Here is a 1,540-nt window from a genome sequence, read left to right on the forward strand (position 1 = left end):
GAACGCTATTAGCGTATTCCAGCTAGGCGGCAATCACGAAAATCGAGTAGCGACTCGTCCTGTATCTAAAGTTGCTGTGAGTAAAGTCGCGCATGTGGCAAGACCTACCCCTGTCAAACTGAGCGTTAAAACGAACAGTGAAGATGGCGATTGGGAAGAGTTTTAACTGGCTATATCTTTAAATAGTATGTTTGAATATATGGATATTTTGGTTTTTCTGTAAAGAATGGGTTTTAAATGCAAATGACTGTCGCAAGAAAAATGTTATTAATTACATTGGTTTCTGTTTTAGGTTTGGTTGGTATTTTAACGTTAAACTCATTCCAATCGGATGCTGTATATAACGATACCAATTATGCCAATACCAATATTGTGCCAAGCATCATCAAGCTAGATGAAATGCGCTATAAATTTAATACGCTACGTATTCGAGTTGCAAACCATACGTTGATTAAAGACGAACCAAAAATGGCTGAAGTGGAAGAGGCGATTAGAAAACTGCAGTCTGAGTTAAATGAAATTACAGGCTCGTATACAGACCTTGTGTCTGATGCACAAGAGAAGAGCTTGTTAGATGGGGATATTGAAGACCTTAAAGTCTACTTTGCACGTATGGAGCCGATATTAGAGGCTTCACGCGCTAATCAAAAAGAATTAGCACACGAACTTTATATCGCGATTCGCACCCCGGCGGAAAAGGCAAACGACAGTATTGCAGCACATATGCACTATAAGGTTGATCTTGGTCAGAAACATGCTACCAATGCGCTAACCGTAAAACAAAATTCGATTAAGCTTTCTTTAGCTTTAGGCTTGCTTGTTGTGATTGTATCTATTTTGTTTGGTGTGACGATTTCGCGTAGCCTAAGAAAACAACTGGGCGGCGAGCCAAATGAAGTTGCTAAAATTGCTAATGATATTGCAAGTGGTGATTTAAATAGCGTAATTAAGGTTGACTCAGCCGATCAATCAAGTTTGATGTCATCCATGTTGAAAATGCAGCAAGCACTAAAAACTGTGATCGAGGAGCAGACGGCCATGTCTGCCCAAAATAAATTAGGCAATATTGGCGCTTCTATCGATACTAGTAAACTGCGTGGCAGTTATCAGGTTATGGCTGGTAATGTGAATGAAATGGCCTCTAACCAAGCAAATGTGATGCGTAAAGTTACAGCATGTATTGGCGAGTTTGCTAAAGGTAACTTTGATGCGCCTTTGGAGCGTTTTCCAGGTCAACGTGCCTTTATTAATGAAGGCGTCGAGCAATTACGTGCCAATATCAAAACATTTGTTAGCGAAATGCAAACCATGTCTCAGCAACATGATTTGGGTGAGATTGACGCTGCTATCGACACTGCTAGATTCACAGGCACCTACGCAGAGATGGCCGAGTCATTGAACAAGATGGTAGGGGCACACGTACGGGAAAAAGAAGAAGTGACGCAAGTAATGCGTGCGTTAGGTGACGGTGACTTTGAAGTACAGATACAACAATACCCTGGTAAAAAAGCAGAAATCAATAAGAATTTAGACCGTCTAA

Annotated in this window: 1 protein-coding gene; it reads left to right on the plus strand. The window is 40.8% G+C overall.

Annotation, left to right across the window (positions count from 1 at the left end):
- Nucleotides 1-237: 237 nt before the first annotated feature.
- Nucleotides 238-1,540 (plus strand): MCP four helix bundle domain-containing protein (locus VGD82_RS10160; protein WP_331020281.1); only part of this gene is annotated, 1,303 nt, incomplete at its 3' end.

It is taken from the genome of Methylotenera sp. (assembly GCF_036401095.1).
In the GTDB taxonomy this organism is placed as follows: domain Bacteria; phylum Pseudomonadota; class Gammaproteobacteria; order Burkholderiales; family Methylophilaceae; genus Methylotenera.